The following is a 26,260-nucleotide window of genomic DNA, read 5'->3' on the forward strand; positions in this document are numbered from 1 at the left end:
CGCTGGGTCGCACGCACTGGTCCCTGGGAGACGCGGTCGAACTGACCGTGCAGGACCAGGGCGACTTGATGACCCCGTTCATCGTCCGCGAGCTCGAGACCGCCTGGCACCAACACCTCGCCACCACCGCGCACGCTCCCGATCTCCCGGTTGATGGAGACCCGCCCCGACCGTCGGCCCCGACCACGAGAGCGACCTGCGACCCGCCCTTCTGACGAGGTCGGCGGGCTGGCAGGTCCGCATGACTAGCATGGCGACCATGTCGGACGAGCAGCACACCGCCCCTTACACGCGGCGCGACCCTCGCCTGGTGACCCTGGAGGAGGACTCCGGATACCAGGTGCACGAACGCATCGGCGCAGGTGGCATGGGCATCGTCTACCGCGCGCACGATGCTGACGGCAACGAGGTCGCCATCAAGCTCCTGCGCCACGACATTGCCGATGACCCGCGCGCCCGCGAGCGCCTCGCCCGCGAGGTCAGTGCCCAGCGCCTGGTCCACAACGACAACATCGTGCGCATCCTCGATGCCGAGCTCGAGTCGCCCGACGCGTTCGTCGTCACCGAGTTCGTCCCCGGCCCCACCCTCGAGGACGCCGTGCGGAGCAACGGCGGTCTGCACCCCGAGCTCGTCCGCGAGCTGGGCATCGTCCTGTCCGAATCCCTCGACGACATCCATGCTGCCGGCGTCGTCCACCGCGATCTCAAGCCCTCCAACGTGCTGCTGCGCGGTGCCCGGACGGAGGACCTCCTCGGCTACGACCCGGACGGCTACGGCCTCGACCCCGTCATCATCGACTTCGGCATCGCCGTCGCCGCCGAGGAATCCCGCCTCACCTCGACGGGGCTGGTCATGGGCACCGCCGCGTACCTCGACCCCGAGGTCATGCGCAGCAACCGCACGGGCGAGTCCGGCGACTGGTGGGCCCTCGCCGCGATGCTCGCCTTCGCCGCCACCGGCCGCGAGCCCTATGGCAGCGGACGCGCCGACCTTGTGCTCCTGCGCGCCGAGCGCGGCGACATCGACGTCGACGGCGTCCCCGTCGAGCTCGCACAGTGGTTCCGCGACGCCCTCCGCTCTGACCCCGCCGACCGCCCCAGCCCCCGCGAGCTGCGCGAGCGCCTCGACGCCCTCGACCTCGACCGCTACGAGGACGCCGGTGCCACCGAGGCGATCACCGCCGGGGGAGCGACAGGTGCTGTGGCCGCGGGCACCTCGGCGCACGGCGCGGAGGACGACGTCGAGGGCGCATCCGGAGAACCGTCCGACGAACGGGCCGACGCAGCGGGAGAGCCCGCGACCGAGATGCTGTCCGCAGCCTCCCCGTCGGACCCTGATGCCACCGAGGCCTTCGCCGCCGGGCCCGCCGGCTCCTCATCGGCCGGCGACCCGGACCGCACCGAGGCGCTCTCCGCGGCATCGTCCCCGGCCGGAGCGGACCCCGCGACCGAGGTCATCCCCGTCGTCCAGAACCCCACCCGTGCATTCCCCGTCGTGCCCGAGGAAGAGCCGACGAGCCACGACTCGGCCCAGCCCACCGAGGCCATCCCGGCCGGAAGCGATGCAGGGTACGAGAGCGTCCGCGGGCCCGTGCGCCGCGAGCCGCCGACGGAGCGCATGGCACCAGTGGCCGATTCGCCGCCGCGTCCCGTTCCGCAGCAGCAGGGGCAGCAGCAACCCGCGATGCGGCCCTGGGAACCGGCCGCTCAGCAGCCGCAGCAGCCGCAGCAGGCCCAGCAGTTCCCCCAGCAGCAGATGCAGCAGCAGCCCGGCGACGCCCTCGCCGACCCGTACGGCGCGTGGCAGCAGCCGCCGCCCCCACGGCGCCGCATCATCGTGTGGGTGGGGAACCTGATCCTCGTGGCCCTCGCCGCGATCGCGCCCTACGTCTCGCTCGCGCTCCTGCTGCTGTTCGGCGCGCTCGCCCGCACCTGGGAGCAGTCGCACCGCACCGTCCTCTCCCGGCGCTCCCGGGGATCGGCGAACGGAGCGGCGCGGACCGCCGCCGGATTCGCCGCGCCCTTCCGCTTCGTCCTCGGCCTGGTCGTCACTGCTCTGCAGGCCGTGTTCCCGCTGATCCTGGGGCTCCTCGTCGGCATGGCGGTGGACGCGGGGTTCGTGCTCCTGCGCGGGGTCCAGCCGCCCGACGCCGTCGCCTTCGCCGTCGCCATGGCGATCACGGTGCTGCTGGTCTGGGTCGGGATCGGTGCGCGCACCACGCGCGACGGCGCCCACCGCGTCGTCGAGGCCGCGACGCCGGACACCGTGTGGAGCCTTGTCGTGGGCGTGCTGCTCGTGCTTCTGCTCGGCGCGATCGTCTCCGTGGCCGTCGCCCGCGGAGGGTCCATCGACTACCTGCCCTTCTACAACCTGCCGACGCTGGATCGGATCGCCTTCTGGCGCTGAGCGCAGCGACCGGCCGACGGGGCGACGGTGATCGCCGCCACGACCCTCCAGGCACGGTCAGGACCCGTCGGTAGACTGCGCGGCGCGTCCGGGACGAGACCCGGTGCACCCGACCGACACCCGTCGCCCGCGCGGCGACGAGAAGGATCCGAGGAGGATCATGGCCGCATCGAACGCCCAGGATCGCCGCGAGGCCCAGCGCGAGGCGATCCGCCAGCAGCGCCAGGCGGAGCTCAAGCGTCAGCGCAACGTCCGCACCGCCGTGATCGCCGCGGTCGTCGTGGTCGTGCTCCTCATCGCCGGCGGCGTCGGCTACCTGGTCTGGAACGCGACCCGCCCCGAGGGGCCCGTCGCGACGCCCCAGGGGATCCCGGAGGGGCAGCCGTACTACTCGCTCGGCGCGCCCGAGGACTCGGGCAAGCCCGTCGTCGAGCTCCACGTGGACTTCATGTGCCCGATCTGCGGCCAGTTCGAGGAGACCAACGGCAAGGACCTGCGCACCATCATCGACAAGAAGGAGGCGACGGTGCACCTCTACACCCGTCGCTTCCTCGACGGGAACTCGACCACGGGTGACTACTCGACGCGCGCCGCGAATGCCGCGGCCTGCGTCTACAACGACGATCCCGACAACTTCATGGACTTCCAGACCGCGCTGTTCGACAACCAGCCCGCCGAGGGCAGCGCCGGCCTGAGCGACGACCAGCTCGCGGAGTACGCCAAGAAGGCCGGGGCGAGCGACTCCGTCTCCAGCTGCATCGACAAGAGCACGTACAAGTCGTGGGTGCGGAACGTGGTCGAGCCGGCGGCGAAGAAGGATGCCGACGGCGGGGGCACGCCGTACGTGAAGGTCGACGACACGGTCCTCGACTCCACCAAGTGGAGCCAGGAGGGCGTGTTCCTCAAGACCGTCGAGGACGCGGCCAAGGACTGACCGCCCCCGGGCCTCCCCGATCGCGCCCGACGCCTGCGGTCCGGTACCCTTTCGGGGTGCCGGACCGCAGGCGTCCGGGCACCCGCTGGAGTGGCGCAACGGTAGCGCACCTGTCTTGTAAACAGGCGGTTGCGAGTTCGAATCTCGTCTCCAGCTCTCTGACCAGGCATTACGCCTCGAGTTGAGCCAGCTCCTCGCCCTCCGTCACCGCTTTCGTCACCGGATTGGTGCTCGGCGTGATGGTGAACAGCTCCTCCAGAACAGATCCGGCGATGTCCGGAGTGGACTGCCAGTCGCCATAGACCTTGAGGGTGAAGCTGGGGTCCGTGTGGCCCAGCAGAGCGGCGACCTCGAGAGGGGAGCGGCCCAGGAGCAGGAGCGTGGTCGCGTACGTCCTGCGGAACACGTGGGGCGTAGCCCACTGGAGACTCACGGTCTCGTCGTCGAACGCCTTGCGGAACCTGTTGTGCACGTTGCTCCGGTCGCGAATGGTCCCGCGCTCCGAGGGGAAGGCTAGGCCTAGCGGGTTCCATGTCGGCTCGAGCTTCGCCCGTGCTCGGTCCCTTGCCTTCGCCTCACGGAGCATCTTCGCCAGCGAGGGGGAGATCGGGACGCGGCGCATACCCGTAGCGGTCTTGGTGTGATCCTGGAGTTGCAGCCCCTCGCCGTCCTTCCTCGCAACGGTCGCGGCGACGGTGACGGAGGGCTGTGCGGCCTCGAGGTGCACGTGCTCCCAGGTGAGTGCCAGCACCTCACCGATACGGAGGCCGGTGCCGAACATCAGCCGTGCGATGGGCAGGAGCATGTTCCGCTGGGCAACCTTGCTCTGCTCGAGGTAGGCGAACAGTCGCTCGAGATCCGCGTGCGAGAGTGCGCGCTGATGATCCTTCGGCACCTCGAGGGCTGTTCCCTCAGCCTTCGCCCTCTCCTCAGCCTCTCGCTGGAGACGCTGAGCTGTGCGCCGGGAGCGCTTGACCTTGCCCAGGCGTGCGGCAGGATCGGCGACCACGACGCCGTACGTGAGCGCGCGGCGGTAGATCATCCCCACCAGTGACCGTGCTGTGTGTGCGGCTCCATCGCCGCGTTCGTTCGCGATGTCCTGGAGCCAGTCCCTCAGCTCGCCGTGCGTGATGCTGTCCAGTCGGCGACCGTCGAATCTGTGGCCCTCGGAGAGGAAGTGATTGTCCAGCCCCTCGCGGTAGATCCGCTGTGTGCCGTCGCTGTAGTCGGCATCGTCGCTGAGCACGTACTCCCGATGATTGCGTGCGAACGCCGTCCACTCCCTCGGGATGCCCGCGTACTTCTTCGCTTCGGCCTGTTCCTCGGCCTCAGCCACTAGCTCGGCAACGCGCGCCTCGAGGCCCTGCCTTGCCTTCGTGGGAGTGCTCGCCCTCGGTCCCTGTACCTGCCGAGTGTCGCCCTCGGCAATGCCCGCTCGAGCGCGAGCTTGGTACGCCGTAGCGCCAGGGACGCGGCGCGTGATGGGTCCGGTCTCGAGCTTGGTGCCCGTGTCAGAGAAAGCGGTGACCGAGACGTTGCCCGTCTGTCCGGGGGCGAGAGGTGTACGTGCCATATGGGCAACGTACACCAAAGCGGTGACGAGTTGCAAGGTTCAAGCGGTGCCCGTCCCCAGCGCACGCCCTGCTCGAGCACGGCTAGCAGACCCCCGGGCCATGACCCCTAGATCGCGATTCCCTGCCCCCCGCCCGGTCACAGCCGCCCCGCAGGTGTACGGGTTCCATGGGGTCCGCGACGCGAGAGGGGGTGCTACTTCTGCGGCGGCGGCGCAGTTCCGCACTGTATTCGGTGCGCACCCGGTCAAAATAGGCGTCGTCAAGCCCGACCATGTGGCTCACGGCCTCGCCCGACCAGGTATATGAGACCCCTTTCGCGTGCTTCCAGGCCATGCGGGTGTTGTCCCGCAAGTTCTCCTTCCAGCACAAAGCCTGGTGGTCACGAGAATTAAGGGGGCGCCCCTTCCTTTTGGCATTGACGCGATCAAGGAGTTCGTTGGTGGTATAGGGGTGACTATGGTTCGGATCGGATTTCTTGACCACCACACGTCCACCCTCTTTTGCCACTGAGACCACCAGATCGGAGCTGGACACCGCTTTGGCCGAGCGCAAGTGCACGTCGTAGACCGCCGCCATTCGCTGCAGATCCGCGCCGTCCGCTGCGGCCTGGTCGACCATACTTCGCAAGTCGTCGATGAACTCTTGGACCTCGGCAACCGTGGAAGCTGACGGGTTAGACTTCATAAACTGGACAGGCCCCGAGGGTGCCTTTGCCCCAAGGGGTAGAAGCTGCCATGTGATTGAGTCGGCGAGGTCTTTCTGGAAATTGTCGAACATTAGATCTCGGTAGTTCAGCACACTCGTCTGCAGGAATGGGTAGATAATCTCGGCGAGATCGCCCGCGTAGAGGTGCGTCGCTCGATTGCGATACTCGATCAGTACACGAACGTTGGCGGCCAACGCCTTCCGGTCGACGGCGGGAGGGAATAGCTTGTGGTTCAGCGCCTGCTTCAGGGCGTCCTCGGCGGTAAGCGTCCTGTAAGCTTCACCGCGCCGTTTCTTGTAGAAGATCCTCAACCCCGCCTTCTTCAGTACAGCCTTTAGCGCTAGTTCCCAGGCGTTCACGACCAGGAGCACAGTAACTTCGTCGCGGTACTCCATGCGCGGTTTGTTGTACACCTCGATGGCTGCCAGCATTGCCGACAGGGAGTTGGCCACGAGACGGCGCGAGGAGACGTACGGCTGCGGCATTGCTGCGCTCCTTGACTATCGGTGATCAGGCTCTTGACTCTACAACCTTAAGCCCGCAAGCACCCTAGACAGAATGACAGCGACCGCGGACCACTGGCCCGGACCTGAGCGATGTTCTGCTGCCATTGCAAACTAGTAGGTTTCGAGCCGGGAGAGCGTCTACCCCTCTACGGGTACCCCTTGGGCATCACCCGGCTCGAAACGTACGGCTGGAGTCTAGAAATCTGAGCGTCTCGAGGGTCTCAGGAGCGACGAACAGCCCCGCCCCGGCGCAATGCCAGGACGGGGCCGCTGTGCTCGGTGTGGATCAGGCGATGTCGAACCTCACCCGGCACTTGAGGGACTCGGCGCGTAGTCCGGTGGGCAGGGTGACGGGGTTCCCTCCGCTCGCCTGACTGGAGCCAAAGACGCTCACGCTTCCGACAGTGAGATCCACAGAACCGCACCAAAGATGCTCATCGCCAGGGGATGCGCGGTACTTCAGCGAATCCGGGAGCCGCTCGCCGAGACGCAGAGTGTCCCGCGCGAGAGGCTCCAGCGGTTCCCATGCCTCATGCCGCACGGGGTCGCGATAGCGGACGCCCCTGATAGTGAGCACGTACTCCCCGCCTCCCAGAACCTCGACCGGATCATGCGAGACGGTGACCTCAGAGACGACGATGCGCGGCTTCATCAGCACGGCGGGCGTGACATGGGTCCCCGGGTCGAAGACCGCGAGGTCCGCCCCCTCGCCTCCTTCTCCCCGGAGGATCTGCTCGGCGAGGGCGAGGACATCGGCTCGCTGGTCTTCGGTGAGCATGTCCTCCTCCCATGTGGCGATGGCGGCGAGAGGGGATGCAGTGGTCGTGGTGCTCATGGTGTCTCCGTTCGTGGTGGTGTCGTTGTCGTGTTCGGTGTCAGTCAGCGCCATGCCTGGCCCTCGAGGTAGTCACGCTCGCGCCCCTCGTGAAGGTGACGGCGAACCTCGCCGTCCGTCTGCCGGTACACGTTCCCCAGGGCGCGCGATGTATCGACCGGCTGGTAGACCACGCCGTCAAGGACTGCCTTGACGGACTCATTACGCCTCCGCTCATCGTCGGTGCCGACCTGGACCTGCGTGCGAGCAAGCGGATCGCACTCGCCGATCACCAGACCCACGCGCCGTGCCTTGCCCATGAGCGAGTTGACGGAGCTGTTCCACTCCTCAGTGACTGCCTTCAGGGCCTCTGCCGCTCGCAGGATCTCGGCCTCGTGCTTCGCCCGGGCTTCCTGAAACTTCGCCCATTCGCCGGGGAGGGCACCGGCGCCCTGTGCCCCGAACTCGGCGAGGTCGATTGCGGCCACGCTCTGCTCAGCGACAGACCTCACGCGCTCGACGTGCTCCAGGCGCTCGCGCTTTCGGGGGATGGTGGTCTCGTCAATCTCGGCGAGGCGCTCGACATCGGCGAGAACTGAGCCAGCGTCGATGTCAGCGAGGATCTGATCCCTCTCCCCCTCGAGCCTGGCCACCTCAGCCGCGACAGCGGCGAGGGCGTCCTCGGCTTCAGCGAGGGCCCGATGCGCCGCGTCAGCGGCGCTCTGGGTCTGGGTCTTTTTCTTCGATGAGTTGGTCATCTTGAACTCCTCTTCGTTGGTGGGCCGCTGGAGCGGCCCTCTAGGTGCGGCGAGAAGGAGAGGTGCTCCTCTTCGACTCCTCGTTGCAGTGGATCTAGAACTCCAATGGCCGGTAGGCCAGGGAGCGCTTGGACCTTGGGCGGCGAGAGAAGGGCGAGGGCCAGGGAGCACCCGCAACCGCTCATCTCCTCGCCGCCCCTTGGGCCTACTGGTCTTGAACTGGTCATGCACTGGTAGGCGGAACGTGGTGACCCTGGGTCCCGGAAAGTCGCGTTCCGGTCGGGCGGAACGTGGTGACCCCGTATCGCCCTCTCGACCGGAACGTGGTGACCCTGGGTCTACGGATCGCCCAGGGGGCTACTCCTCCCGGATCGGGAGCACGAGCCGGTACGTCGCGGCCCGCCTCGATCCCGTGTTGGTCCCCGGCTCCTGCACCTCCACGTACCCCTTCCGCTCGAGCGAATCGAGCAACTTGCGTACCTGCCTCGGGTCGCCGCCCCCGTAGCCCATGTGGGCCGCGAGACGAGCGTGCCCGGGACGACCGTTGCTCAGGTCGGCGTCGGCGTAGGTCAGCAGGACAGTGAGGAGATGGAACTCGGCGTGCGTGAGGTCGTGGGCATCCCGTAGCGCCTCGAGATACTGGAACTTGGACGGCTTGCCGCTCGGTGCTCGCCGCACCTTGGGCACCAGGGTCTCTGACACCGGTTCGGGTTCAGCCGTCGTGTGGGGCCGCAGGAACTCGGGAAGCTCCTGCACCTCCTCCTCGGTCAGCCGTCTCGGTGCCGTCGTATTCGTGACGATCGGCGCCTCATGCCCTGCCGGGGCGTACTCGATCACTTCAGTGAACGGGCCTGCCGGAAACTGATCAGGGTACGGGTCCCACGCCGTGTGCGCCGTTCCTGGCGTATGCACGCTCTCGTCGTACGGAGTCACCCGGCAACGCCTGCCGTCCGAGGTTTCACGGTCAAAGATGACGCTCGCCCTCGAGGGGGAACCTGTTGCGGTCATGGATCAGCCCTTCCCCGTCAGCCGGACGATGTTCGGGCCGCGCCCGCCGTTCTCCCGGTAGGTCGGCTCCAGGTCGACGAATCCGTTGTCCTCGAGGTCGTGCATCCGCTTTCGCAAGCTCGCCCGGTTCGCCCAGCCGGTCGCCTCGAGGAGCACTCCGCTGGTCTCGCAGACCGCGCCGCTCTCGTCGGCAAGATCCCGCAGGACGAAGAGCAGGAGACGCGCGCCGGGATGTAGCCCCCGCAGGGGCAGAGTCGGCATCGTGTTCACGCCGCCTCACTCCTCATTCCGTTCTCGCCCTGCACCTCGGCTCGCCGGCCGATCATGCTGTAGAGCTCCGTCGGCGTACTGCCCTCGGCGAGCACGCCGCCCTCGGTCAGGCGGTCGATGCTCTGCCGCACCTCGCGCATGGGCACCTTGGTCTTGCCATCCCCTGCCAGCCAGCGGGCGAGCGTGCGATCACCCAGGCGCGCAACGCCTTCCGCATCTGCGAACAGGACGGAGGCGATTGCTACCTTCACGTCTTGGTGGGCACCTTCCTGTCCCACACCCCGCAGGGCCACGAGAGCTTCATCGGTGATCAGTTCGCACGAGACGACATCGGGCAGACGGTCCCGCGTCATTCGTCCCCCTCCGATCCGGTGAGGATGAACTCGGCCTGGTCGCTGTTCTGGGTGATCACGCCCTGGGATCGCAGTTGCCGGATGGCGGTATCCACGTCCGCTGGAGTGCAGGTGTTCTCTCCATCCGACGCCAGCGCCCGCCGCAGGAACACCTTGGACGGCGGAGCCCATCGCCCGCGCTCGTCGGCGTGCTGGTGAATCAGGACGGCCAGGCGCAGAGCTCGGTACGCCCGCTTCGCCCTCATCTCCCCGTGGTGCTTCGAGTAGTTGAATCCCATCGCGGGATCTCCCATCAGTAAGTCAGCCGCTCGTCTCCATCAGGGACGCTCACGGCTTGGTGGTAAGTGGTGGTGTGTCCGCGCTCAGGCGGCAGTCGAGACAGCGCGCGGCGTAGAGCTAGGAAGCGTCGAAACGTCGCGGCGGGGTCCGTAGTGCCAGCCGTCCCGTTCTCGTCTCCAGGCCTCGCGCGGCGCGCCGTCTCGAGGATCTAGGCAGTAGCGCCCGGACTTACCCGTGCGACGGTGACGCTCGAAAGCGCGCTCACCAACGAAGGTCTCGTGACAGCCGCCGCAGTGCCAGGAGCGCGAACCGTTCTTCAAGCCAGCCCCGCACTCGCACTTGGGCATGGACGTAGAGGGCGCACCCTCCATCCGATGACCCCAGGAGTGCCAGGAGCGGAGGCTCACGTACTCCGGTCGCCCGATGTCCGCTCGACAGTCAGCGCACGTCGCCCTCAGCTCAGCGAGGATCGCGGGGTAGTTCGTCCTCGTCCTCGGCTTCACGCGGCGACCTCCGAGCCGTCGGAGAGGTCGGCGATGTAGGCCTGCACGTCGCTCAGCCTGTAGCGGCAAGCGCGCCCGATCTTGCACCAGCGGGGCTGTCCAGCCCGACCAGTTGAGCGCCAGGTGCGCAGGGTAGCGGGCTTCAGCCCGAGCATGGATGCGGCTTCCTGCTCAGTCAGCAGACGGTCGCCGACAACAGGGTGCGCAAGGGTAGAGAGGGACATGATGGTGTCCTTCAGTGGGGATCTCGACGCCTTCAGCCCCGGGACTCAACGGTCCTCATCGGCGGGCGGATCAGAGATCAGATCTCGGCGAGGGTCGCGGTTCGCTCCGCGTCCTCCTCGTGCAGTGGCCTCAACGCCAGCGCGTTCCATCGCGCCGTCTGGAGATGATCCAACTGCCGCAGGTCCTCGACGCCAGCGCGCATCCGCTTACCTCGCCACGGTGCACGCCGTCTGGGAGACGAGTACCTGCTCGCCCTGTCGCCGGGAGGCGATGGGCGGGGCCTGTTCGGTACGGCCCTCGACCGGAAACGTCAATTGTACACCTGTTCGAACATGCGTCAAGGGTGCACCCTTGTTCGTGCTTTGACCGGCACGGGCGGATGCACCCGATAGACCCACTCCTGTGTACCACGGCGAGGTGCTACATTATCAGCTTCACCAGGTACGATGGCTGCATGAACATCACAGAGATCTCGACCCATTGGCACGCCGCAGTCATCGCGCCGGACGCAGGAGTCGGCGTCGCGATGGCCGCGACCCCGGTCTGCGAGTGTCCCGGCTGTCTCGTCCGGGTGTGGCAGGACCGAGAGTGCTTCGACGCCGAGTTGCGCGTGCTCAGCATGGCGCGCGTGGACCTGGCACCCGGCGACGGCGAACAGGAAGCGCTCTACGCGCTCGCCGAGGTTGAGCCGCAGTGGGCCGAGGGCGGGATGCTCCAGGCTCCGTGGTCGCCCGACGCCTTGCCGGTCGCCGAGTACGGCGGCGATGTGGAACAGCTCCGAGATCATCCGCTCGTCCCGATGCTGTGGGGACGGCTTGAGGCCCTGGTGCGAGACCTCGACCGCGAGGCCGACGGCGCGACGGCGTAAATCCCTCAGGACATAGCAGAGCACCCCGGTCCTCCATCTTCGGGAGGCCGGGGCGCTTGTGTGTCCGCACTCTCAAAGCGTGAACGGCGCTACCGTCACCGCTTTCGTCACCGCTTTGGCTCGGAGGGTTGCAGGCGGCCGGAAGTCTCGAGGGTGCATAGGGGCAGGTCATGTGGACACCGGGATACAGGGGTCGACAACCTGAAACACCTCATGCGCAAAACAGGCGGTTGCGAGTTCGAATCTCGTCTCCAGCTCAGCGAAACAGCCCCTCGCCCGAACGGGCACCGCGCGCGGTGGCCAGGGGTGAGGGGCTGTTCTGGTGCGGGGCCGCCGTCGTCGTCTCAGATGCCCGCGACCTGCTCCGCGGGCCGGCGTGCCTCGCGCACGCGGTCCCGGGCGCGGTCGACGGCACCCCGGGGGACGCTCGGGAGGCGCACGCCGCCCATCGACTCGAGCACCCGCACCACCTGGCGGCAGTAGCCGTGCTCGTTGTCGTACCAGACGTAGAGCACGGCGTCGCCCGAGCCGTCGGCGATGGTCGCGAGGCCGTCGACGATCCCCACCTTGCGGGAGCCGAGCGCGTCGCTCGAGGCGAACTCGGGGGACTCGATGAAGTCCACCTGCCGGCGCAGCGGCGAGGCGAGCGAGGTCTCGCGCAGGTAGGCGTTGAGCTCCTCTCGCCCCATGCCCGCGGCGCACTCGCCGAGCCGCAGGTTCAGCACGGCCAGCGAGACGTTCGGGACGGGGACCCGGATCGCGCTGCCGGTGAGCCGGCCCTCGAGCGCCGGGTAGGCGGCGCCGACGGCGCGGGCTGCCCCGGTCTCGGCGATGACCATGTTGAGCGTCGCCGCCCTGCCGCGCCGGTCGGCGCGGTGGAAGTTGTCGGTGAGGTTCTGGTCGTTGGTGAAGGAGCGCACGGTCTCCACGTGCCCCTTCTCGACGCCGCAGCGCTCGTGGAGCGCCTTCAGCACCGGGGCGACCGCGTTCGTGGTGCAGGAGGCCGCGGCGAGGATGCGGTGATCCCCGATCTGGTCCTCGTTCACGCCGTGCACGATGTTGGGCACGTCGCCCTTGCCCGGGGCGGTGAGCAGCACGCGCTCCGCGCCGGGGGAGCGCAGGTGCTGGGCGAGGCCCTCGCGGTCGCGCCAGCGCCCGGTGGTGTCCACGACGATCGCCTCGTCGATCCCGTGGGCGCGGTAGTCGACCCGGTCCGGGGCGTCCGACTCGATCACCTGGATCTCGACCTCGTTCGCGATCAGCATCCGCCGCTCCTCGTCCACCACAATGGTGCCGTCGAAGGGCCCGTGCACGCTGTCGCGGCGCAGCAGGCTCGCGCGCTTCTGGAGGTCGCCGGGGGCGCCGGGCCGCACCACGACCGCGCGCAGACGCAGCCCGCCCGCCCCCGCGGAGCGCGCGAGCAGGATGCGGGCCAGCAGGCGGCCGATGCGCCCGAAGCCGTAGAGGACGACGTCCCGCTGCGGGGGCACCTCGCCCGGGCCGACCCGTGCGATCTCCTCGCGCAGGAGGTCCTCGAGGACCGGCCGCGATCCGGTGCCGTCCACGTCGTCCCCGTCGTCCGCGACGTCGATCTGCTCGCGCGCGAGGCTGAGGAGGGAGGCGAGGTCGACCGCACAGGGCGGGGGAGCCGTCGCGGCGAGCATCTGCAGCAGGGGGAAGGTCTGCGCGGGATCGAGCTCGCGGCCGTCGATGTGGCGGGCGAAGCGGTGGGCCTTGAGGATCTGGCAGGCGGAGAGGTCCACGAGCCGCCGCCCGTGGATCGTCACCACCACGTCGCGGCTGCGGTGCAGGGAGCCGATGATCGGGATCATCGACTCCGCGAGGGACAGGCGATCCTCGGGGCCGGCGGGGGCGTGAAGCACGGATGTCCTCCTCGGGACGAGCGGGCGTGGTCCCTCAAGACTCGCCCGCGACCAGGGCCGATGGAGGCCACTCGGGGCATGAAGATCAGGTCTTCTTGCGCCGCGGGAAAAACGGCGGGGCCCGGCGGGGGACGGCGCGTCTCAGTCCATCGCCGCGTGGCGCTCGAGGAACTCGAAGACCTCCGTGTCGTCGACGCCGGGGAAGCGGCCCGAGGGCAGGGCGGCGAGCACCTGCGTGTGCATGCGCGCGCTCGGCCAGGCGGCCTCGGCCCAGCGATCCGCGAGGCCGGCCGGGGGACGGGTGCAGCACGACTCGTCGGGGCAAGTGGAGACCTGGCGCTGGCGCGTCGCGCGCCCGCGGAACCACTTGGCGTCGTCGAAGCCCACGCCGAAGGTGATCGAGAAGGCGCCGTGGGGGCCGGAGCCGGTCTGGGTGGACGACCAGAACGTGCCGCCGACGGTGTCGGTGTACTGGTGGTTCTCGGTGGTGCGGTTGCCGCGGTGCCCCGCGCGGCGCGCGACCCACTTGCGGCACACGATCTGTCCCTCGACCGCGCCGGTGACGTCGGTGGGGATCGGCAGGTCGTCGTTCTCGTAGGCCTTGTGGATCTCGCCGTCGGCCCCGACCCGCAGGAAGTGGACCCGCACGCCGTGATGGGCGGTCAGCAGGTTCGTCATCCGCAGGGCGGCCTGCTCGTGGGTGACGCCGAAGGCGTCGCGGAAGTCCTCGACGGCGAGGTCGCGCCGCTGCTTGGCGTCGGTGAGGAAGTCCGTCGCCTGCCGCTCGGGCATGAGGCAGCAGGCCGCGAAGTAGGCGATCTCGAGCCGCTGGCGCAGGAACTCCTCGTAGGAGGAGGGCGGGGTGTGGTCGAGCACGCGGTGCGCCATGGCCTGCAGCGCCATCGAGCGCAGGCCGTTGCCGCCGGGGATCGAGGACGGCGGCAGGTAGATGCGACCCTGCTCGAGGTCGGTGATGGTGCGGGTGGAGCGCGGCAGATCGTCCACGTGCAGCAGGCGGAAGCCCAGGTGCTCGGCCATCAGCGCGACCTCGCGGTGCGTGAGCGCCCCGACCTCGTGGCCTGCGACGGCGACGATCTCCTCGGCCGCCGCCTCGATCGCCGGCAGGTGGTTGTCCTGCCCCCGCATCCAGCGCCGCAGCTCGGTGTTCGCGCGGCGCGCCTCCTCGGGCGTCGCCGTCGCCTCGAGGGCCTTGCGGTCCAGCTCCTGCAGGGTCCGCACGAGCGCCGCGAGGGCGTCGTGGGGGAGCGTGCGCGAGATCCTCACTGCCGGCACGCCGAGCGCGCCGAACTGCGGCCCGGACTGCAGACGGGCCAGCTCGAGCTCGAGGGCGGAGCGCGCGTCGGGCGGATCCTCGGAGAGCAGGTCGACGACGTCGACGCCGAGGGCCGCGGCGATCCCGGGCATCTCCGGCGCACGCACCGCGCGCTTGCCGTTCTCGACGAGGGACAGGGTGCTCGCGGTGGTGCCCAGCTGCTCGGCGAGATCCGCGAGCGTCAGGCCCGCCCGGGAGCGGAAGTGCCGGATCCGGGCGCCCATCACCCGCGTGCGGTCGTCGTCGACTCTCATGATTTGAGCATACGTGAAGAATCGCTGATATTCGATCGAATCTCCCGTGTTCTGCGCTCTATGGAGACCTCAGAGTGGTTCCACGGCCGACGGATGCCCCGTCGGCCCGATCGGGAGATCCTCCCGGTCCGCCCCACGAAAGGCACGATGATGACGCAGCTGACGACGCGCCCCGCCATCGCCACCGCTCCCGCCCTCGCGAGCGACGCCCCGGGAGACCTGGTGCTCCCGCTCGAGTCGGTGGGCCTGGACGACCTCGCCCGCGTGGGCGGCAAGAACGCCTCGCTCGGCGAGATGCTCGGCGCGCTCGCGGACCTGGACGTGCGGGTGCCCGGCGGCATCGCGACGACGGCCGACGCCTTCCGTCTGCACATGGCCGCGACCGGTCTCACCGACGAGATCAGCGCGCAGCTGGCGCAGCTCGACGTCGAGGACACCACCGCCCTCGCCCGCGTCGGCGCCCGCATCCGCGAGCGCGTCGAGAACGCGCCGCTCGCGCCCGAGCTCGAGGACGCCGTGCGCACGGCCTTCGCACGCCTCGAGCAGGACGGGCCCGCGGGGGCGGACGCCGCCTCCTTCGCGGTCCGCTCGAGCGCGACCGCCGAGGACCTGCCCGACGCCTCCTTCGCCGGGCAGCAGGACACCTACCTCAACGTGCGCGGGATCGACGCCGTGCTCGACGCGGTGCGGAAGGTCTTCGCCTCGCTGTTCACCGACCGCGCGATCGCCTACCGCGTCCACCACGGCTTCCTCCACGACGAGGTCGCGATCTCCGTGGGCATCCAGCGCATGGTGCGCTCCGACCTCGCCTCCGCCGGCGTCATGTTCACCCTGGACACCGAGTCCGGCTTCGAGGACGCCGTGTTCATCACGAGCGCCCACGGCCTCGGGGAGGGCGTGGTCCAGGGCGCCGTCGACCCCGACGAGTTCACCGTCCACAAGCCCGGTCTGCGCGCGGGGCGCCCCGCGGTCCTGCGCCGCCACCTGGGCGGCAAGGACCGGAAGATGGTGTTCACGGACGATGCGCGCGTCGGCCGCACCACGGCCTTCGAGCCCACCGAGCCCGAGGAGCGCGGGCGCTTCTCGCTGAGCGACCGGGAGGTCGCCGAGCTCGCCCGGATCGCCCTGGTCATCGAGGAGCACTACGGGCGCCCGATGGACATCGAGTGGGGCAAGGACGGCGCCGACGGCACCCTGCACATCCTCCAGGCGCGCCCCGAGACCGTGGTCTCGCGCCGTGCCGCCGGCACCATCGAGCGCCACCGCCGGGTGGGCGAGGCGCCCGTGCTCGTCGAGGGCCGCGCGATCGGCCAGAGGATCGGCAAGGGCGCCGTGCGCCGCCTCGAGGACCCGAGCCAGATGCACGACTTCCGCCCCGGCGACGTGCTCGTGGCCTCGATGACCGACCCCGACTGGGAGCCGATCATGAAGCGCGCGGCCGCGATCGTCACCGACCGCGGCGGCCGCACCTGCCACGCCGCGATCATCGCCCGCGAGCTCGGCATCCCCGCCGTGGTCGGGACGAGCGACGCGACGCGCCTGCTGGAGGACGGCCAGGAGGTCACCGTCTCCTGCGCCGACGGCGAGACCGGACTCGTGCTCGAGGGGCTGCTGGAGACGGACGTCGAGACGATCGAGGTGGGGGACCTGCCCGAGATCGACGTCGACCTCATGCTGAACCTCGCCAACCCCGATCTCGCGCTCTCCGTGGCCGCCCTGCCCAGCGCCGGCGTGGGCCTCGCGCGGATGGAGTTCGTCATCAACCGCCAGATCGGGATCCACCCGCTCGCCCTCCTGGACCCCGAGCACCAGAGCGCCGGGGTGCAGGAGCAGATCGAGCGCGCGACCAGCGCCGACGCCTCCCCGCGGGAGTTCTTCGTACGGCGCCTCGCCGAGGGCGTCGCGACCATCGCCGCCGCCTTCGCGCCGCGACCGGTGATCGTGCGGCTGAGCGACTTCAAGTCCAACGAGTACGCCGGACTCGTGGGCGGCGAGGTCTTCGAGCCCGACGAGGAGAACCCGATGATCGGGTTCCGCGGGGCCTCCCGCTACCTCTCCGAGCAGTTCGCCGAGGCCTTCGCCCTCGAGTGCGAGGCGCTGCGCCGGGTGCGCGAGGACATGGGACTGGAGAACCTGCGGATCATGATCCCGTTCGTGCGCACCCCCGACGAGGCCCGGGGCGTCGTCGAGGCACTGGCCTCCCACGGCCTCGAGCGCGGCAAGGACGGGCTCCAGGTCGTGATGATGTGCGAGATCCCCGCCAACGCGCTCAACGCCCCGGCGTTCCTCGAGCACGTGGACGGCTTCTCGATCGGCTCGAACGACCTCACCCAGCTGACCCTGGGCATCGACCGCGATTCAGCGCTCGTCGCGGACTCCTTCGACGAGCGCGACCCCGCGGTGCTGCAGCTCATCGACCTCGCGATCAGCGCGTGCCGTGAGCGCGGGAAGTACGTCGGGATCTGCGGTCAGGCCCCGAGCGACCATCCCGAGCTCGCCGAGCACCTGCGGAGCGCCGGCATCGGATCGATCTCCCTGAACCCCGACACCGTCGTGGACACCTGGATGCGGATCGCGGGTCAGAAGGTCTCGTAAGCCGACTTCGCGACGGTGAATCCGTGGCCCGTCTTCACGTTCCAGCAGGTCATGCCGTCCGACTCGCTCCGGCAGGCGGTGTCGCCCTGGGTGGCGCTCTCGTCGTAGGCGAGCGTCGTCGGGGAGTCCCCGCCGAAGGTCGTGCCGCACTTCAGGTCCGCCTTCTCGTCGGCGACGCCGATCGAGAACGGGCCCGAGGAGCAGTCCTCGCTGTCGCCGCCGAAGGAGCGGTCGTCCAGCGAGCAGCCCACCGAGTCGTCGTCCAGGCTGCAGGTGATGTTGCCGGTGGGGGAGACCACGCGGCTGAGGTTCTTCGCGCCGTCGGGCGCCGGGGACTTGTCCTCGGCCTCGGTCGACTTCTCGGTCTTCGACTCGCTGGGCTTCTCCGAGGGCTCCTTCGAGGCCGACGAGCTCGCGCTGGTCTGCTGCGCGGACTCGTCGTCCCCGCCGGAGAAGAAGGAGCGCAGGCCGAAGATCGCGACCAGGGCGACGATCAGGGCGAGCAGCAGGCAGCCGCCGCACGCCCACCAGGTGGCGCGGCTGCGGCCCGAGTCCTCGTCGCCGCCGTCGTCGTGGCCGTCCTGCTCGTCGTACTCGGCGGGCCCGGCGTAGGCGGCGCCGGCCTGCACGGGCTCCTCGAAGTTCGCGGTCGGGGCCGGAGCCGGGTAGCCGTAGCCCTGGTCCGGCGCGGACGCCGACTGCGCGGGCGAGGGCATCGACGGGGCCGAGGCGGCGGGCCCGAGCGGGACGACCCCGCCGTCGGGCTTCACGTGGCGCACCGTGCCGCTCGAGGTCGAGATCGAGGCTGCGGGGGCGGCTGCCGGATGCTCCTGAGGCGCCTTGATCGGGGGCAGGGCAGGGGCGGTCGCGGGGGCGTCCGCGACCGGCGGCAGCCCCCATGCGGACTGCGCGTCGGGATCGCCTCCGGGGGCGGTCGGCGGCTCCTGGCCCTGCTGGTCGGCCGCGGCGGGATGCGGCGGCTCGCGGCGCAGCGGGGCGGGGGCGTCGGAGGGCGCCATGGCCTGGGTGGGCGGGCCGTCATCGCCCTCGGGGGCCGAGGAGGCGGGCGCGGGGTCCGTGGAGTCGGTGCGCTGGAGCTGCCGGGTCGCGAGCACGTCCCCGGTGTCCTCGAGGTCGCCGTCCGCGGCGGGAGCGGGCTGCTGCCGCTCCTCCTGCTGCTGGTCGGGCCGCTGCTCCTGATCGGGCTGCTGCTCCTGATCGGGCTGCTGCGCCTCCTGCTTCGCGCGCACGCGCGGGTTGGTCGCGAGGATCCACTGCCGCGCCACGTCCGGGCAGGAGGGGTTCTCGACCAGGAGTCCGTGCAGCTGGGGGTGCCGCTCGGTGAGCTCCATCAGCCTCTCGGGCGAGGTGCTCGGATCCTGGGCCTCCTCGGCGGGTGACCGGGGGGTCTCGTTCACATCGTTCTCCTGTCGGTGGGCGCCCTGCGCGCGGCCCGTCTCCGGGCGCGCGGCGAGGGCGGCGCTGTGCGCAGTCACCGAGGATGCCACACGCCCCGGTCGACGGGTCGAGCCGGATGTGATCTGGCGGACCCTCCGGCGCCCTTCAGTGAGGACAGCCTTGCCTGGCACAATGGTCGAGCGCCCCGCTGTTCCGCCCCGCAGCCCCGCGCTGCCCGCCCGCACATCCGAAGGAGCTGCTGTGACGCGTCCGTCCACCACCGCCCATCTCGCCGAGGTCCTCCGCGTCGAGGACATGACCCCCGCCTTCCGCCGCGTGGTGCTGGGCGGTGAGGGCATGGCGGAGTTCGGCATCGACCACCACCCGCTCGACCAGCGCTTCAAGCTCATCATCCCGCCGGGCGGTGGAGATCCGGCCTTCGATCTCGTGGACTTCCTCGAGAGCCACCAGAGCGACGACCTCTCCTGGTACCAGGCCTGGCTGCAGGTCGACGAGGACGTGCGCGGCGCCATGCGCACGTACACGATCCGCGACTGGGACGAGGCCGCCCGCGAGCTCGTCGTCGACATGGTCCTGCACACGGACGAGCACGGCGTCGGCGGGCCCGCCGGCAGCTGGGCGCAGGCCGTGCGCCCCGGAGGCCGCCTGCACCTCATCGGCCCCCGCCGCGGAGGGGAGCAGTCCCGCAGCGGCATCGAGTTCGAGCCCGGCGGCGCGAAGGACCTGCTGCTCGTCGGCGACGAGACCGCGGTGCCCGCGATCGCCTCGATCCTCGAGTCCCTGCGCGGGTCCGACGTGCGCGGCCGGGCCCTCCTCGAGGTGCCGACGGCCGCCGACCGCCTGGATCTCGAGGGGCCGGCCGGCGTCGAGGTCGTGTGGCTGGCCCGCGACGGCGCCGAGCACGGCTCCCTGCTCGAGCCCGCGGTCCGCGAGGCCGTCGCGGCCGACGCGGATCTGCCCGCCGACCCGTCGGCCGGCGAGCGGGTCGAGCTCGAGGACGTCGACATCGACTCCACGATTCTCTGGGAGGTGCCCCAGCACCTCACCCACGCCGCCCACGGCAGCACCTCCGAGGTCCACCCCGACGAGCGCCCCTTCTACGCGTGGATCGCGGGCGAGGCGGGCGTGGTCAAGCGCCTGCGCCGCTACCTCGTGCGCGAGATCGGCGTGGACCGCAAGCAGGTCGCCTTCATGGGGTACTGGCGGATCGGCAAGGCCGAGGGCTGACTGCGGGGCCGGTCGCTCCGGGTCACTCCGGGTCGATCACCGGGATCGCCGTGGTCCGGGTGATCGGCTCGCCCTGCTCGCCGAGGGGGCGCACCTTCAGCCAGTAGAAGCCGTGGCCGGGGAGCATGACGTCCAGGGTTCCGTCCTCGCCGAGCGAGGGGAACTCGGCGCCGCCGAAGAGGTCGCGCACGGTGCGTCGGCCCGGCCCCTCGAGCGCGACGCGCGCGGTCACCGGCTGCGGGGCGAGGTTGAAGACGCACAGCAGGGTCTCGGCGTGCTGGGCGGCCTCCTCCCCGTGGTCCGCGCCGTCATAGGTCCGGGTGAAGGCGAGGACGCGCTCGTTGTCCGCCTCGACGTGCCGGTAGGCGCCCATGCCGAAGGCGTCGTGCTCGCGGCGCACCGCGAGCATCCAGCGCACGAAGTGCAGCAGCGATCCCGAGTGCGCCATCTGCGCCTCGACGTTCGTGGTCGCGTAGTGGTAGACGAGCGACTGGATCACCGGCAGGTAGAGCTTGCCGGGATCGGTGATGTCGCTGAAGCCCGCATTGCGGTCCGGCGTCCACTGCATCGGGGTGCGCACGGCATCGCGATCGGTCAGCCAGATGTTGTCGCCCATGCCGATCTCATCCCCGTAGTAGAGGAACGGGGAGCCGGGCAGCGAGAGCAGCAGGGCGTGGATCAGCTCGATCTCCGAGCGGGAGTTGTCCAGCAGCGGGGCCAGGCGCCGGCGGATGCCGACGTTCGCGCGCATGCGCGCGTCCGGTGCGTACCACCCGAGCATCGCCGAGCGGTCCTGGCCCGAGACCATCTCGAGGGTGAGCTCGTCGTGATTGCGCAGGAACGTGCCCCACTGGGCGCCCTGCGGGATCTCCGGGGTCTGCGCCATGATCTCGACGATCTGACGCGCGCTGCCTTCCCGCAGCGCGTAGAACAGGCGCGGCATCACCGGGAAGTGGAAGCACATGTGGCATTCGGGGTCCTCGGGGGTGCCGAAGTACTCCACGACGTCCTCGGGCCACTGGTTGGCCTCGGCGATGATCACGCGGCCCGGCCAGCTCTCGTCCACGAAGCGGCGCAGGTCGGCGAGGAAGGCGTGGGTCGCCGGAAGGTTCTCGCCGTCGGTCCCCTCCTCCTCGAAGAGGTAGGGGATGGCGTCGGCCCGGAAGCCGTCCACGCCCTTGTCCAGCCAGAAGCGCACCACGTCGAACATCGCCTCGCGCACCGCGGGGTTCTCGAAGTTCAGGTCCGGCTGGTGGGAGAAGAAGCGGTGCCAGAAGAACTGGCGGCGCACCGGGTCGAAGGTCCAGTTCGACTCCTCCGTGTCCACGAAGATGATGCGCGCCTCGCGGTACTTCTCATCCGTGTCCGACCAGACGTAGAAGTCGCCGTACGGGCCCTCCGGGTCCGCGCGGGACTCGAGGAACCACGGGTGCTTGTCCGAGGTGTGGTTCATCGGCAGGTCGATGATCACGCGGATCCCCCGGCGGTGGGCCTCGGAGACCAGGCGCTCGAAGTCCGTGATGGAGCCGAAGTCCGGCAGCACCGCGCCGTAGTCGGAGATGTCGTACCCGCCGTCGCGCAGCGGGGAGGCGAAGAAGGGCGGCAGCCACAGGCAGTCGATGCCCAGCCACTGCAGGTAGTCCAGGCGCTCGATGAGCCCCGTGAAGTCGCCGGTGCCGTCGCCGTTGCCGTCGGCGAAGCCGCGCACGAGCACCTCGTAGAACACGGCCTTGCGGTACCAGTGGGGGTCGTAGTCGACCCCGGGGCCCTGCGGTGTGAACTGGGCGGGGTTCAGTGCCATCGCGCGATCCTCCGGAGTGACGCCGAGCGGGTCGTCCCACAGTAGGCGGGTCGGTGCCCCGGCGCCATGCCTCCGGGCGCGTCAGTCCCGCACGACCCGCCAGTCGATCGGCTGCGCCTCCTGCTGCTCCAGCAGGGCGTTCGCGCGGGAGAAGGGGCGGGACCCGAAGAACCCGCGCGAGGCCGAGAGCGGGCTCGGGTGCGGGGAGGTGATGCAGGGCGTCGGGGACAGCATCGGCTGCAGGCTCTGCGCGTCACGGCCCCACAGGATCGCCACCAGCGGTCCGCCGCGCGCGGCCAGGGCGCGGATCGCCGCCTCCGTGACCGCCTCCCAGCCCTTCCCGCGATGCGAGGCGGGGGAGCCCGGCTGCACCGTGAGCACCCTGTTCAGAAGGAGAACGCCCTGGTCCTGCCAGGCGCTGAGGTCGCCGTGGGGCGCAGGGGCGATCTCCAGGTCCTCCTGCATCTCCTTGAAGATGTTCTGCAGGCTGCGGGGGATCGGGCGCACGTGCTCCTCGACCGCGAAGGACAGCCCGATCGGGTGGCCGGGCGTCGGATACGGGTCCTGGCCCACGATGAGCACGCGCACGTCGGCGAGCGGCCGGGTGAAGGCGCGCAGCACGTTCTGTCCCGTCGGCAGGTATCCGCGCCCGGACTCCGCCTCGGTGCGCAGGAAGTCGCCCATCTGATGGATCGCCGGTTCGACGGGGGAGAGGGCCTCGGCCCAGTCGGGGGCGATGGTCTCGGCGAGGGGGCGCGGCATGGGGCAAGTCTGGCATGCGGCGCGACGGAGGCGGGGTGGTCCGACGGGTCCCCGGCGCGCCGGGACGGACGGCCCGGCGCGCGGCCGTAGGGTGGATCCATGCCCGCCTCCGCCGACCTCCCCGCCCAGGATCCCGACGACCTCTCCGGGGTCGCCGAGCGCTCCGGGGAGGACGGGAGCACGGGGCTCACGGCGCAGGAGCGTGCGATCCTCGCGATGGAGGAGCGCACGTTCAGGTACGTCGGCGCGAAGGAGCGGCGGATCCGCGAGGAGCTCGCTCTCACCCCGACCGCCTATTACGTGCGGCTGAACGCGCTGCTCGACCGCCCCGAGGCGCTGCGCTCCGCGCCCGCCCTGGTGCACCGACTGCGCGCCCGGCGCGTGAGCGCGAGCGACGCCGGCCACGCGGCCTGAGCCGGGACACCGTACAGACGTCGCCCGCGCATCGCGTGTGGCTCCCCGCTCCGTCGGCTCGGAGCTGGTTCAATGGGTCCGTGGCAGATTCCGAGTACCCCTACCCTCCGGACCAGTTCGACGAGGAGGCGACCGAGGTCGCCTACCACGGCGCGCATCGCGCCGAGGAGTCGTTCTGGCGCCAGAACCTCGTCTACCTGATCATCATCGCCGTCGCGGTGGTGGTCCTGCTCGTGCTGCTGTTCACCATCGGCGGGCTCGGGAAGTCGGGGGACGACCGCGCCGAGGCGCCCACCACGGCCGCGAGCTCGCAGGACGACTCGTCGAAGAGCGATGACGCCTCCGACGGCGGCGGCGAGGACCAGTCCGAGCCGGACAAGTCCACCCCCGTGCTCGTGATGAACGCCGGCGGGATCTCCGGCATGGCCGGCGCCTGGGAGAAGTCGCTGACCGACGCCGGGTGGACGAAGGTCGGCATCGGCACCGCGGACAACGTCCAGCAGGAGAGCGTCGTCTTCTACCGCGACGACGAGGACAAGGCCTCCGCGCAGGCCCTTGCCGACGAGGTCGGCGCGGGCGACGCCCGCCAGAGCGACGAGTACGACAACCGCATCACCTTCGTCGCCGTCGAGCAGCCCGAGGGCTGAGAAGCTCGGCGCAGCCACGCGCGCAGGCGCCGCGCAGGGGCCGGTCACCGGGGACGGTGGCCGGCCCCTCGTGCGTGCCGGGGGCTGCACATGCGAGGGATGCGCCGACGGCGGAATCCGTGGGAGGGGTTAGCACTCCGAGGGGGAGAGTGCTTATGATGATCTGGCACTCGACGCCGACGAGTGACAGCGTCCGGAAGGGCGCGATCGTCGGCGGAGAGCCAGGAGCATTCCGGCCCCGTGAGGGACCCGGCGCCGCGTGACGTGAACACGGCGCCTGGTGCCGTCCGTCGCGGGCACAGGGTCGGGTGGACACCACGGATACGGGAGAGATTCCACAATGGCCAAGCTCATCGCATACGACGAGGAGGCCCGGCGCGGTCTCGAGCGCGGGATGAACCAGCTCGCCGACGCCGTCAAGGTCACCCTCGGCCCCAAGGGTCGCAACGTCGTCCTCGAGAAGTCGTGGGGCGCGCCGACCATCACCAACGACGGCGTCTCCATCGCCAAGGAGATCGAGCTCGACGACCCGTACGAGAAGATCGGCGCGGAGCTCGTCAAGGAGGTCGCCAAGAAGACCGACGACATCGCGGGCGACGGCACCACCACCGCCACCGTCCTCGCCCAGGCCCTCGTCAAGGAGGGCCTGCGCAACGTCGCCGCGGGCGCCAACCCCATCGCTCTCAAGCGCGGCATCGACAAGGCCGTCGCCGCGGTCTCCGAGACCCTGCTCTCGCAGGCCAAGGAGATCGAGACCAAGGAGCAGATCGCTCACACCGCCGGCATCTCGGCGGCCGACCCGGCCATCGGCGAGCTCATCGCCGAGGCCCTCGACAAGGTCGGCAAGGAGGGCGTGATCACGGTCGAGGAGTCCAACACCATGGGCCTCGAGCTGGAGCTCACCGAGGGCATGCGCTTCGACAAGGGCTACCTCTCGCCCTACTTCGTCACCGACGCCGAGCGCCAGGAGGCGGTCCTCGAGGACCCGTACATCCTCCTGATGAACTCGAAGATCTCGAACGTCAAGGACCTGCTGCCGCTGCTGGAGAAGGTCATCCAGGCCGGCAAGCCGCTCGCGATCCTCTCCGAGGACGTCGAGGGCGAGGCCCTCGCGGTCCTCGTCGTCAACAAGCTCAAGGGCTCCTTCAAGTCCGTCGCGGTCAAGGCCCCCGGCTTCGGCGATCGCCGCAAGGCGATGCTCGAGGACATGGCGATCCTCACCGGCGGCCAGGTCATCTCCGAGGAGGTCGGCCTCAAGCTCGAGACCGCGGGCCTCGAGCTGCTCGGCCAGGCGCGCAAGGTCGTCGTGACCAAGGACGAGACCACCATCGTCGAGGGCGCGGGCGAGGCCGACCGGATCGCCGGTCGCGTCAAGCAGATCCGCACCGAGATCGAGAACTCCGACTCGGACTACGACCGCGAGAAGCTCCAGGAGCGCCTCGCGAAGCTGGCCGGCGGCGTGGCCGTCATCAAGGCCGGCGCCGCGACCGAGGTCGAGCTCAAGGAGCGCAAGCACCGCATCGAGGACGCCGTGCGCAACGCGAAGGCCGCCGTCGAGGAGGGCGTCGTCGCCGGTGGCGGCGTCGCGCTGCTGCAGGCGGGCAAGGACACCTTCGCCAACCTCTCGCTCGAGGGCGACGAGGCGACCGGCGCGGGCATCGTGTCCGTCGGCATCGAGGCCCCGCTCAAGCAGATCGCCGTGAACGCCGGCCTCGAGGGCGGTGTCGTCGCGGAGAAGGTCAAGAACCTGCCGATCGGCCAGGGCCTGAACGCCGCGACCGGCCAGTACGAGGACCTGCTCTCCGCGGGCATCATCGACCCGGTCAAGGTCACCCGTTCGGCGCTGCAGAACGCGGCCTCGATCGCCGGCCTGTTCCTCACCACCGAGGCCGTCGTGGCCGACAAGCCGGAGCCCGAGGCCCCGGCTGCCGGAGGCGGCGACATGGGCGGCATGGGAGGCATGGGCGGCATGATGTGATCCGCCGCCGGGCAGCTGCCCGGCGGTGATCGCACCAGTGATCGCGAACGCTTCACCACACGGCGCGGCCGCGTGACCTGCATGGTCACGCGGCCGCGCTGCTGTGTGCGCGGGGTGCCGTCTGCTCGTGCGCACGAGACTGCCGCGCCTTTCGTCAGAACGAGCCGCGAAGCCCATGGGCACGCACCATCACGCTTCCGTTCGGCGTGGTGCGGACTGTCTCGAAGCCTCGAGACCTGTAGAGCGCAGTCGCAACCGAATTCTCGGCGTCGACGTGGAGGCTGAGTGCGAGGAAGCCCATGTCAGGCGCGAGTTCCAGCAGCCGGTCGAGGAGTCTGCCACCGACCCCGATGCCCCGGAAGCGCTCGTCGACGGCCAGCACCAGTTCAGGAATCGTGTCCTTCACGAATCCTGACCGTGCGCTCTGGTGCGTGAAGAGTCGGAACCATGCCGCCCCGCACATCTCCTCGTCGGTCGAGTCGGGGACGGCCACCACTCCTGCGTCGCCTGCGCGGGTCCCGAAGCCATCCACGTAGGAGTCGGGTGTCCCAGCGGCAGCGTGGATCCGGTACGCGGAGTCGTCCCACGGTTCGCGCCAGCGCCACGCTGCGTAGACCGCGCGCCGCATCGCCTCCTCGTCGTCGGGCACTGCGCGCCGCATCGTGAAGCCCATGTCGTGGACCGTAGCAGCAGGAGATCTCGACCCGGCTCCGCGGCGATGGCGCACCTTCCTGCTGTGGTC

The 26,260-nt window shown here is 70.0% G+C and carries 24 protein-coding genes, 1 tRNA gene and 1 pseudogene; 10 read left to right on the plus strand and 16 right to left on the minus strand.

From position 1 onward, the window contains the following. The 4 genes and pseudogenes from I8D64_RS17050 to I8D64_RS13960 form a co-directional block, all read left to right on the plus strand. Window positions 1-215 (plus strand): annotated as a pseudogene (locus tag I8D64_RS17050) (hypothetical protein); the annotation flags it as partial. A gap of 44 nt (window positions 216-259) precedes the next feature. Then, window positions 260-2,407 (plus strand): serine/threonine-protein kinase, encoded by a 2,148-nt coding sequence (locus I8D64_RS13950; protein WP_246483060.1) that lies wholly within the window; start codon window positions 260-262, stop codon window positions 2,405-2,407. A gap of 160 nt (window positions 2,408-2,567) precedes the next feature. Next, window positions 2,568-3,341 (plus strand): DsbA family protein, encoded by a 774-nt coding sequence (locus tag I8D64_RS13955; RefSeq protein ID WP_200503407.1) that lies wholly within the window; start codon window positions 2,568-2,570, stop codon window positions 3,339-3,341. 84 nt (window positions 3,342-3,425) lie between these two features. After that, a tRNA-Thr gene (locus I8D64_RS13960) sits at window positions 3,426-3,497 on the plus strand. A gap of 13 nt (window positions 3,498-3,510) precedes the next feature. Here I8D64_RS13960 and I8D64_RS13965 read toward each other — a convergent pair. The 10 genes from I8D64_RS13965 to I8D64_RS14005 all read right to left on the minus strand — a co-directional run bounded on the left by I8D64_RS13965 (window position 3,511) and on the right by I8D64_RS14005 (window position 10,336). Beyond that, complete coding sequence (locus I8D64_RS13965; protein WP_200503408.1) at window positions 3,511-4,677, minus strand: tyrosine-type recombinase/integrase; 1,167 nt, start codon at window positions 4,675-4,677, stop codon at window positions 3,511-3,513. Between the two features lie 319 nt (window positions 4,678-4,996). Next, window positions 4,997-6,106, minus strand: coding sequence for a DUF3644 domain-containing protein (locus I8D64_RS13970; RefSeq protein ID WP_200503409.1), 1,110 nt, complete (start codon window positions 6,104-6,106; stop codon window positions 4,997-4,999). 307 nt (window positions 6,107-6,413) lie between these two features. Further along, window positions 6,414-7,016 (minus strand): hypothetical protein, encoded by a 603-nt coding sequence (locus I8D64_RS13975; protein WP_200503410.1) that lies wholly within the window; start codon window positions 7,014-7,016, stop codon window positions 6,414-6,416. Next, the gene (locus tag I8D64_RS13980; protein ID WP_200503411.1) at window positions 7,007-7,699 is read right to left on the minus strand and encodes a hypothetical protein; all 693 of its coding nucleotides are present in this window, start codon (window positions 7,697-7,699) and stop codon (window positions 7,007-7,009) included. The genes I8D64_RS13975 and I8D64_RS13980 overlap by 10 nt, the downstream gene beginning before the upstream one ends. A gap of 357 nt (window positions 7,700-8,056) precedes the next feature. Beyond that, a complete protein-coding gene (locus tag I8D64_RS13985) occupies window positions 8,057-8,707 on the minus strand; it encodes a helix-turn-helix domain-containing protein (protein WP_200503412.1) in 651 nt (216 codons plus the stop codon). A 3-nt stretch (window positions 8,708-8,710) separates the two neighbouring features. Beyond that, window positions 8,711-8,977 carry a hypothetical protein gene (locus tag I8D64_RS13990; protein ID WP_200503413.1) on the minus strand — a complete coding sequence of 89 codons (267 nt, stop codon included), beginning with the start codon at window positions 8,975-8,977 and terminating at the stop codon, window positions 8,711-8,713. Then, entirely contained in the window at window positions 8,974-9,330 is a 357-nt protein-coding gene (locus tag I8D64_RS13995) for a hypothetical protein (RefSeq protein ID WP_200503414.1), read from the minus strand. Before I8D64_RS13995 ends, I8D64_RS13990 begins: the two co-directional genes overlap by 4 nt. Then, window positions 9,327-9,608, minus strand: a complete 282-nt coding sequence (locus I8D64_RS14000; RefSeq protein ID WP_200503415.1) for a hypothetical protein — start codon at window positions 9,606-9,608, stop codon at window positions 9,327-9,329. The genes I8D64_RS13995 and I8D64_RS14000 overlap by 4 nt, the downstream gene beginning before the upstream one ends. Window positions 9,609-9,692: 84 nt before the next feature. After that, window positions 9,693-9,980, minus strand: a complete 288-nt coding sequence (locus I8D64_RS17940) for an FDXHR family putative zinc-binding protein (protein ID WP_425490322.1) — start codon at window positions 9,978-9,980, stop codon at window positions 9,693-9,695. Between the two features lie 128 nt (window positions 9,981-10,108). After that, the gene (locus tag I8D64_RS14005; protein ID WP_200503416.1) at window positions 10,109-10,336 is read right to left on the minus strand and encodes a helix-turn-helix transcriptional regulator; all 228 of its coding nucleotides are present in this window, start codon (window positions 10,334-10,336) and stop codon (window positions 10,109-10,111) included. 455 nt (window positions 10,337-10,791) lie between these two features. On the opposite strand from I8D64_RS14005, the gene I8D64_RS14010 reads away from it, so the two are divergent. Then, window positions 10,792-11,205 (plus strand): hypothetical protein, encoded by a 414-nt coding sequence (locus tag I8D64_RS14010; protein ID WP_200503417.1) that lies wholly within the window; start codon window positions 10,792-10,794, stop codon window positions 11,203-11,205. Window positions 11,206-11,549: 344 nt separating this feature from the next. On the opposite strand, the gene I8D64_RS14015 is transcribed toward I8D64_RS14010, so the two are convergent. Both I8D64_RS14015 and I8D64_RS14020 read right to left on the minus strand, forming a co-directional pair. Next, a complete protein-coding gene (locus tag I8D64_RS14015; protein ID WP_343068588.1) occupies window positions 11,550-13,088 on the minus strand; it encodes a glyceraldehyde-3-phosphate dehydrogenase in 1,539 nt (512 codons plus the stop codon). A 141-nt stretch (window positions 13,089-13,229) separates the two neighbouring features. Then, complete coding sequence (locus tag I8D64_RS14020) at window positions 13,230-14,675, minus strand: helix-turn-helix domain-containing protein (RefSeq protein WP_200503418.1); 1,446 nt, start codon at window positions 14,673-14,675, stop codon at window positions 13,230-13,232. Window positions 14,676-14,735: 60 nt separating this feature from the next. On the opposite strand from I8D64_RS14020, the gene ppsA reads away from it, so the two are divergent. Beyond that, window positions 14,736-17,270 (plus strand): phosphoenolpyruvate synthase, encoded by a 2,535-nt coding sequence (gene ppsA, locus I8D64_RS14025; protein ID WP_246483061.1) that lies wholly within the window; start codon window positions 14,736-14,738, stop codon window positions 17,268-17,270. On the opposite strand, the gene I8D64_RS14030 is transcribed toward ppsA, so the two are convergent. After that, the gene (locus I8D64_RS14030; RefSeq protein WP_200503419.1) at window positions 17,255-18,688 is read right to left on the minus strand and encodes a variant leucine-rich repeat-containing protein; all 1,434 of its coding nucleotides are present in this window, start codon (window positions 18,686-18,688) and stop codon (window positions 17,255-17,257) included. The genes ppsA and I8D64_RS14030 overlap by 16 nt on opposite strands. A gap of 241 nt (window positions 18,689-18,929) precedes the next feature. On the opposite strand from I8D64_RS14030, the gene I8D64_RS14035 reads away from it, so the two are divergent. After that, window positions 18,930-19,916: a siderophore-interacting protein gene (locus tag I8D64_RS14035; RefSeq protein WP_343068589.1), complete on the plus strand. Its 987-nt coding sequence runs from the start codon at window positions 18,930-18,932 to the stop codon at window positions 19,914-19,916. A gap of 22 nt (window positions 19,917-19,938) precedes the next feature. Here the strand turns inward: I8D64_RS14035 and treS are convergent, their stop codons facing one another. Further along, on the minus strand, window positions 19,939-21,717 hold the full coding sequence (treS, locus tag I8D64_RS14040) for a maltose alpha-D-glucosyltransferase (protein WP_200503421.1): 1,779 nt from the start codon (window positions 21,715-21,717) through the stop codon (window positions 19,939-19,941). 81 nt (window positions 21,718-21,798) lie between these two features. Further along, window positions 21,799-22,479, minus strand: a complete 681-nt coding sequence (locus I8D64_RS14045; RefSeq protein ID WP_200503422.1) for a uracil-DNA glycosylase — start codon at window positions 22,477-22,479, stop codon at window positions 21,799-21,801. Window positions 22,480-22,578: 99 nt separating this feature from the next. On the opposite strand from I8D64_RS14045, the gene I8D64_RS14050 reads away from it, so the two are divergent. The 3 genes from I8D64_RS14050 (at window position 22,579) to groL (ending at window position 25,518) form a co-directional block, all read left to right on the plus strand. Further along, window positions 22,579-22,893, plus strand: a complete 315-nt coding sequence (locus I8D64_RS14050; protein ID WP_200503423.1) for a DUF3263 domain-containing protein — start codon at window positions 22,579-22,581, stop codon at window positions 22,891-22,893. An 80-nt stretch (window positions 22,894-22,973) separates the two neighbouring features. After that, window positions 22,974-23,540 carry a LytR C-terminal domain-containing protein gene (locus I8D64_RS17665; protein ID WP_200503424.1) on the plus strand — a complete coding sequence of 189 codons (567 nt, stop codon included), beginning with the start codon at window positions 22,974-22,976 and terminating at the stop codon, window positions 23,538-23,540. 340 nt (window positions 23,541-23,880) lie between these two features. Then, a complete protein-coding gene (gene groL / locus I8D64_RS14060) occupies window positions 23,881-25,518 on the plus strand; it encodes a chaperonin GroEL (RefSeq protein ID WP_200503425.1) in 1,638 nt (545 codons plus the stop codon). Window positions 25,519-25,672: 154 nt separating this feature from the next. Here the strand turns inward: groL and I8D64_RS14065 are convergent, their stop codons facing one another. Continuing rightward, window positions 25,673-26,191, minus strand: coding sequence for a GNAT family N-acetyltransferase (locus tag I8D64_RS14065; RefSeq protein WP_200503426.1), 519 nt, complete (start codon window positions 26,189-26,191; stop codon window positions 25,673-25,675). Window positions 26,192-26,260 lie beyond the last annotated feature (69 nt).

Source organism: Brachybacterium halotolerans, assembly GCF_016623465.1.
Classification (GTDB): Bacteria; Actinomycetota; Actinomycetes; order Actinomycetales; family Dermabacteraceae; genus Brachybacterium; species Brachybacterium halotolerans.

Coding starts and splice junctions, on each gene's coding strand:
- groL (WP_200503425.1), top strand. CDS start 23,881: ATGGCCAAGCTCATCGCATACGACGAGGAGGCCCGGCGCGGTCTCGAG.
- I8D64_RS17940 (WP_425490322.1), bottom strand. CDS start 9,980: ATGGAGGGTGCGCCCTCTACGTCCATGCCCAAGTGCGAGTGCGGGGCT.
- I8D64_RS13950 (WP_246483060.1), top strand. CDS start 260: ATGTCGGACGAGCAGCACACCGCCCCTTACACGCGGCGCGACCCTCGC.
- I8D64_RS13995 (WP_200503414.1), bottom strand. CDS start 9,330: ATGACGCGGGACCGTCTGCCCGATGTCGTCTCGTGCGAACTGATCACC.
- I8D64_RS13970 (WP_200503409.1), bottom strand. CDS start 6,106: ATGCCGCAGCCGTACGTCTCCTCGCGCCGTCTCGTGGCCAACTCCCTG.
- I8D64_RS14000 (WP_200503415.1), bottom strand. CDS start 9,608: ATGGGATTCAACTACTCGAAGCACCACGGGGAGATGAGGGCGAAGCGG.
- I8D64_RS13980 (WP_200503411.1), bottom strand. CDS start 7,699: ATGACCAACTCATCGAAGAAAAAGACCCAGACCCAGAGCGCCGCTGAC.
- I8D64_RS14005 (WP_200503416.1), bottom strand. CDS start 10,336: ATGTCCCTCTCTACCCTTGCGCACCCTGTTGTCGGCGACCGTCTGCTG.
- I8D64_RS14010 (WP_200503417.1), top strand. CDS start 10,792: ATGAACATCACAGAGATCTCGACCCATTGGCACGCCGCAGTCATCGCG.
- I8D64_RS13985 (WP_200503412.1), bottom strand. CDS start 8,707: ATGACCGCAACAGGTTCCCCCTCGAGGGCGAGCGTCATCTTTGACCGT.
- I8D64_RS14065 (WP_200503426.1), bottom strand. CDS start 26,191: ATGGGCTTCACGATGCGGCGCGCAGTGCCCGACGACGAGGAGGCGATG.
- I8D64_RS13955 (WP_200503407.1), top strand. CDS start 2,568: ATGGCCGCATCGAACGCCCAGGATCGCCGCGAGGCCCAGCGCGAGGCG.
- I8D64_RS13975 (WP_200503410.1), bottom strand. CDS start 7,016: ATGGCGCTGACTGACACCGAACACGACAACGACACCACCACGAACGGA.
- I8D64_RS14050 (WP_200503423.1), top strand. CDS start 22,579: ATGCCCGCCTCCGCCGACCTCCCCGCCCAGGATCCCGACGACCTCTCC.
- treS (WP_200503421.1), bottom strand. CDS start 21,717: ATGGCACTGAACCCCGCCCAGTTCACACCGCAGGGCCCCGGGGTCGAC.
- I8D64_RS14045 (WP_200503422.1), bottom strand. CDS start 22,479: ATGCCGCGCCCCCTCGCCGAGACCATCGCCCCCGACTGGGCCGAGGCC.
- I8D64_RS14020 (WP_200503418.1), bottom strand. CDS start 14,675: ATGAGAGTCGACGACGACCGCACGCGGGTGATGGGCGCCCGGATCCGG.
- ppsA (WP_246483061.1), top strand. CDS start 14,736: ATGGAGACCTCAGAGTGGTTCCACGGCCGACGGATGCCCCGTCGGCCC.